Origin of the sequence: Mesorhizobium sp. M7A.F.Ca.CA.001.10.2.1, from assembly GCF_003998575.1 — a bacterium.
Classification (GTDB): Bacteria; Pseudomonadota; Alphaproteobacteria; order Rhizobiales; family Rhizobiaceae; genus Mesorhizobium.
The window spans coordinates 1-5,957 of sequence record NZ_RZQY01000360.1; the positions used below are offsets into that span (position 1 = coordinate 1).

Genomic DNA, 5,957 nt, shown 5'->3' on the forward strand with positions numbered 1-5,957 from the left:
GCCTTTGGCATGGACCAAGCCGCCGCGCCGCGCTATCCCTGCCGGCATGAAAAAAGGCGATCATCTCTTCCTTGTCGACGGCTCCGGCTACATCTTCCGTGCCTATCACGCGCTGCCGCCGCTGACCCGCAAATCCGACGGCCTGCCGGTGGGCGCCGTTTCCGGCTTCTGCAACATGCTGTGGAAGCTGATGCTCGACGCCCGCAACACCGATGTAGGCATTGTGCCAACGCATTTCGCCGTCATTTTCGACTATTCGTCGAAAACCTTCCGCAACGACCTCTACCCCGAATACAAGGCCAACCGCTCGGCACCGCCGGAAGATCTGATCCCGCAATTCGGCCTGATCCGCCAGGCGACCAGGGCGTTCAACCTGCCCTGCGTCGAGATCGAAGGCTACGAGGCCGACGATCTGATCGCCACCTATGCGAGGCTCGCCTGCGAAGCCGGCGGCGATACCACCATCATCTCCTCCGACAAGGACCTGATGCAGCTGGTTGGCGATACGGTCGCCATGTACGACCCGATGAAGGACCGCCAGATCGGCATTCCGGAAGTCATAGAAAAATGGGGCGTGCCGCCGGAGAAGATGGTCGACCTGCAGGCGCTGACCGGCGATTCGGTCGACAATGTGCCTGGTGTGCCCGGCATAGGGCCGAAGACGGCGGCGCAACTGCTCGAACAGTTCGGTGACCTCGACACGCTGCTGGCCCGGGCCGGCGAGATCAAGCAGGACAAGAGGCGCGAATCGATCATCGCCAATGCCGACAAGGCGCGCATTTCTCGTCAGCTGGTGACGCTGATGAACGATGTGCCGGTGACCGAGGGACTGGAGGATTTCGTGCTGCACGCGCCGGACGGTCCGAAGCTGATCGGTTTCCTCAAGACCATGGAATTCACGTCACTGACCCGCCGTGTGGCGGAAGCGACCAGCACCGAGGCCGGCGACGTCCAGGCCGTCGCGGTCACCGTCGAACGCGCCGATCATGCTCATGGCCCAGATGTCGGGGCCGGGTTGCCGCCGGTTGCCCGAAACGCGTCCGGCACTGAACCGGACGAAGCCGGCGGGACGGCGGAGACGTCAAAACAAGGCGATACCCCTTCCCTGCTCGCGGCACTGCGGCTGGAGCGCGCGGCCACCGGCAAGATCGATATTTCTGCCTATCATTGCATTCGCGATGTCTCGACCCTGAAAGCCTGGGTGGCCGAGGCACGGGAGGCGGGCATCGCCGCCTTCGATGTCCGGGCAACATCGGCTGATCCGATGCAGGCCGAACTCATCGGCATGGCCATCGCCACAGCGCCCGGCCGCGCCGCCTACATTCCTTTTGCCCACATGAGCGGCAATGGCGACCTGCTCGGTGGTGGCGCGCTCGAAAACCAGATTGCGCTGCGCGAGGCGCTGGCCGTGCTGAAACCGCTGCTCGAAGACCGATCGGTTCTCAAGGTGGCGCAGAATCTGAAATACGATCTTGTGATCATGAGCCGCTACGGCATCGATGTCGCGCCGTTCGACGACACCATGCTGATCTCCTACGTGCTCGATGCCGGCACGCCCCATGGTCATGGCATGGATGCGCTTGCCGAAAAGTGGCTCGGTCATACCCCTCTCCAACTCAAGGATGTGACCGGCTCGGGCAAAAGCTCCGTCGGTTTCGATCAGGTCGACATCGACAAGGCGACGGCTCATGCCGCTGAGGACGCCGATGTGACGCTTCGGCTCTGGCTGGTGCTGAAACCGCGGCTTGCCGCCAAGGGCCTGGTGTCTGTCTATGAGCGGTTGGAGCGGCCGCTGGTGCCGGTGCTGGCGCGCATGGAACAGCGCGGCATCTCGGTCGACCGGCAGATCCTGTCGCGGCTCTCCGGCGAACTGGCCCAGGGCGCCGCTCGCCTTGAAGAGGAAATCTACCAGCTCATCGGCGAACGCATCAACATCGGCTCGCCAAAGCAGCTCGGCGACATCCTGTTCGGGCGCATGGGCCTGCCCGGCGGTTCCAAGACCAAGACCGGCCAGTGGTCGACGTCGGCGCAGCTTCTCGAAGATCTCGCCGCGGAAGGCCACGAACTGCCGCGCAAGATCGTCGACTGGCGCCAGCTGACCAAGCTGAAATCGACCTATACTGATGCGCTGCCCGGCTTCATCCATCCCGACACCAAGCGCGTCCACACGTCCTACGCGCTGGCCGCGACGACGACGGGCCGGCTGTCGTCCTCCGACCCGAACCTGCAGAACATCCCGGTTCGCACCGCCGAAGGCCGCAAGATCAGGACCGCCTTCATCACCGACAAGAGCCACCGCCTGGTCTCGGCCGACTACAGCCAGATCGAGCTGCGGGTGCTCGCCCATGTCGCCGAAATCCCGCAATTGCGGCAGGCTTTCGCCGACGGCGCCGACATCCATGCCATCACCGCGTCGGAGATGTTCAACGTGCCGGTCGAAGGCATGCCTTCGGAAGTCCGCCGCCGCGCCAAGGCGATCAATTTCGGCATCATCTACGGCATTTCGGCCTTCGGTCTCGCCAATCAGTTGTCGATCCCGCGCGAGGAGGCAGGCAACTACATCAAGAAGTATTTCGAGCGCTTCCCCGGCATCCGAGACTATATCGAGGAGACCAAGGCCTATGCCCGCGAGCATGGCTTTGTCGAAACGATCTTCGGCCGCCGCATCCATTACCCCGATATAAGATCGTCCAATCCCTCGCTCCGCGCGTTCAACGAGCGCGCCTCGATCAACGCCCGCCTGCAAGGCACCGCCGCCGACATCATCCGCCGTGCCATGATCCGCATGGAGGAGGCTCTGGAAAAAGCAGGCCTTTCGGCACGCATGCTGCTGCAGGTGCATGACGAATTGATCTTCGAGACCGTCGAGGCGGAAGTCGAGGCAACGATCCCGGTCGTGCGTCACGTCATGGAGAACGCGGCGATGCCGGCGGTCTCGATGTCGGTGCCGCTGCATGTCGACGCGCGGGCGGCGAACAACTGGGACGAGGCGCATTAGCCGTCGTCGTCATCCTAGGGCGGAGCGACGCGAAGCGGAGCGCAGACCCTAGGATCCATGCCGTTACATTAGCCTTGGATGCAACGGTGCAAAATGAAGCCGCTTCCGAGGCTGCGCCAAGTATCCTTAAATCTGGGCCGCCGCGACATTCTCATGTCACGGCATGGATCCTAGGGTCTCCGCGACGTCGCTTCGCTCCTGCTTCGCCCTAGGATGACGAAGCGATGGGCCTCAAGCCGCTTCGGCCAGGCACTTGGCACACGTCCCGCGAAATTCGATCACCGCCTTCTTGGCGGCGAAGCCGGTGGAGCGCACCCATTCGTCCAACTGGTGGCCGACATCGTGGTCGGACATTTCGGTGACCTGCCCGCATGTGTCGCAGATCGCGAAGGCGGTCATCGAGTGGTTGTGGTCGTGCGGTTCGGCGCAGGCGACGAAGGAGTTGATGCTTTCGAGCCGATGCACGAAACCTGACTTCACCAGCGTATCGAGCGCGCGATAGACCTGGAGCGGCGCGCGAAAACCGCGCTCGCGCAGTTGGTCGAGCAAGGTGTAGGCACTGAGCGGTCCGCTGGCGGTCTCGAGTTTCTCGAGCACGCACAGCTGGTTCTTCGTCAGCACATCCCTTGCCGCCATGATCCTGTTTCCAACTCGCCTTGCGTCGCTTGTGCCGCGCACAAACGATCCATGTCCCATCCAGATAGCGACGAACAGGCCTTTTTGCTACTGTTTCCAGCATTCTGCCCGCGAGGCTGTCGAGAACATCGATCGGAGCGGGGCAACAGGCAGGTTGCTCTGCGATGTGACGTTCAAAATACTGACAATATCTTCGGCAAGGATTGCCGCGCTTGGAAATTCGGTCGGGCTTGGGGAAGCAATCATGATCAAATTGACGCGGCGGACGCTGCTGGTCGGCACGTCCGCCTTGACCATGGCCGGCATGGTATCGTTCCGAACCATGGCCGCATCGCGCATCTACCATGCGCTGCTGGTCGCCTGCACCGAATATCCCAACCTGCCGCAGAGGAACTGGCTTGTCGGGCCGAAGAACGATGCAGCCCTCGTCCACGACTATCTGCTGAAGAATGTGCCCGACCCCGTGCGCTTCGCGCCGGAAAACGTCACGCTGCTCGCCAAGGATGTCCCCGGCGCCAGTGGCCTGCCGACCCATGCGGCGATCAAGGCTGCATTGGCCGACCTTGCCGCCAAGGTTCAGCGCGACGATTTCGTCTATCTGCATCTGTCCGGTCACGGTGCCCAGCAGCCGCAGATGGTCAAGGGCGACGAGACCGACGGGCTCGACGAGATCTTCCTGCCCGTAGATATCGGCAAATGGATCAACCGTGATGCCGGCGTGCCCAATGCGCTGATCGACAACGAAATCGGCGCGGCACTCGACGCCATCCGCGACAAGGGTGCTTTCGTCTGGGTTGTGTTCGACTGCTGCCATTCCGGAACCGCGACACGCGCCGTCGAGGTCGATGACGAGCTGGAGCGCAAGGTCGAGTTCGCCGACCTGGTCGGCGGCAACGAGTCCGAGCGGGCTGCCGCGATCGAGGCCTATGACGAGGTGATTTCGGTCGCCGGCTCGCGCGGCATCGACGACAATGGCACGCGCAAGCCCGCCTTCACCCTGACGCCGACCGGTGGCGAACCGATCACCAAGGGCAAGCTGGTCGCCTTCTATGCCGCGCAGACGGTGGAGACGACGCCCGAGATGCCGTTGCCCAAGGGCATCGCGGATGCGCCGCGCTTGGGCCTGTTCACCTTCACCATCCTGTCCAAACTGGCCGAGAATCCCAACGTCACCTATCGCCAGCTCGGCCAGGCCGTGCTGCAGCAATATTCGGCCGACAGCCGCACCCGGCCGACACCGCTGTTCGAGGGCGAACTGGATGCCCGCGTCTTCGGCACCGACAAGACCGATGCAGTCATGCAGTGGCCTGTCGTCATCAAGGACGGCGAAGCGACGATCGGCGCCGGACTGCTGCATCGCCTCACCCCCGGCAGCAAGCTCGCCATCCTGCCATCGGCGTTATCGCCGCTGTCCGACGCTGTCGGATTTTTGGAAGTGCAGTCGGCAAAAAACCTGGAAAGCCGCGTCAAGCCGGTCGAGTTCGACAAGAAGCCGGCGCTCAAATTCGCCGACATTCCCGCCAACGCCTATGCGCGGGTGGCGGAGATCGCCGTCGACTATAAGCTCGTCTTGGCGCGGCCGGCCATAGCCAAGGGACTTGAAAAGGAAACCGCTCTGGTCAATTCGGTTCTCGACGAACTGGCCACAGCCAGGGAGACCGGCTTCAACATCGAGCTGGTCGATCCCGGCAAGAGCGCCGACCTCCGCCTCGCGGTGATGCGCGAGAATGCTGTTCCCGGTGCCCACAAGGATGCGACAGACAAGCCGGCGCTGTGGTTCCTGCCGGCATCGGGCGACGTGAGCCTGAAGGAGGGCGGCAAACCGCCGCTGATCATCATTCACGACCGCCAGAAACTGGCCGATGCAATGGCCAGGAACCTGCGCACCATCTTCCGCGCCACCGGGCTTTCGCGGCTGGCGGCGGCCACGGACTACAAGCCCGAGGACGTCGACGTCCAGTTTCAGGTCAAACGTCGCGACAAGGATGGCCTCGAACCGCTGCAGGCTTCGGTTGTGCCGCGCGTGTCGCCGGGCGACGAAGTGCATGTGCTGGCCAAGAACGGCTCGGATCTGCTGGTCGACATCAATGTGCTCTATGTCGGCAGCGACTATTCGATCACCCATATCGTTGCCGAACGCCTCGCCCCGCAAGCCATGCTCGAAGAGGGGCTGCTGGCTTTCACCGACACCAGCTTCGGCATGGAGCGGATGATCGCGGTTTTGACCGAGGCGCCGCCGGGGAGCGAGAAGCAGGATCTGAGCTTCCTGGCGGAGGACGGCGTCGCCGCGGCGACACGCGGAATGGGCTCCGCCGGCTTCTCC

General features: G+C 63.2%; 3 protein-coding genes. 2 read left to right on the forward strand and 1 reads right to left on the reverse strand.

Annotated features, from left to right (window positions below; translation table 11 throughout):
* Window positions 1-46 precede the first annotated feature (46 nt).
* Entirely contained in the window at window positions 47-2,998 is a 2,952-nt protein-coding gene (polA, locus tag EN964_RS21545; protein ID WP_164748733.1) for a DNA polymerase I, read from the forward strand.
* A 231-nt stretch (window positions 2,999-3,229) separates the two neighbouring features.
* Here polA and EN964_RS21550 read toward each other — a convergent pair whose 3' ends face one another.
* Window positions 3,230-3,634: a Fur family transcriptional regulator gene (locus tag EN964_RS21550; RefSeq protein ID WP_056594898.1), complete on the reverse strand. Its 405-nt coding sequence runs from the start codon at window positions 3,632-3,634 to the stop codon at window positions 3,230-3,232.
* Between the two features lie 244 nt (window positions 3,635-3,878).
* On the opposite strand from EN964_RS21550, the gene EN964_RS21555 reads away from it, so the two are divergent.
* The coding region (locus EN964_RS21555; RefSeq protein WP_164775916.1) for a caspase family protein at window positions 3,879-5,957 on the forward strand (2,079 nt) is incomplete at its 3' end.

What these genes read in the sequence shown, in the direction of transcription:
- polA (WP_164748733.1), top strand. Translation starts at nt 47, where the DNA reads ATGAAAAAAGGCGATCATCTCTTCCTTGTCGACGGCTCCGGCTACATC.
- EN964_RS21550 (WP_056594898.1), bottom strand. Translation starts at nt 3,634, where the DNA reads ATGGCGGCAAGGGATGTGCTGACGAAGAACCAGCTGTGCGTGCTCGAG.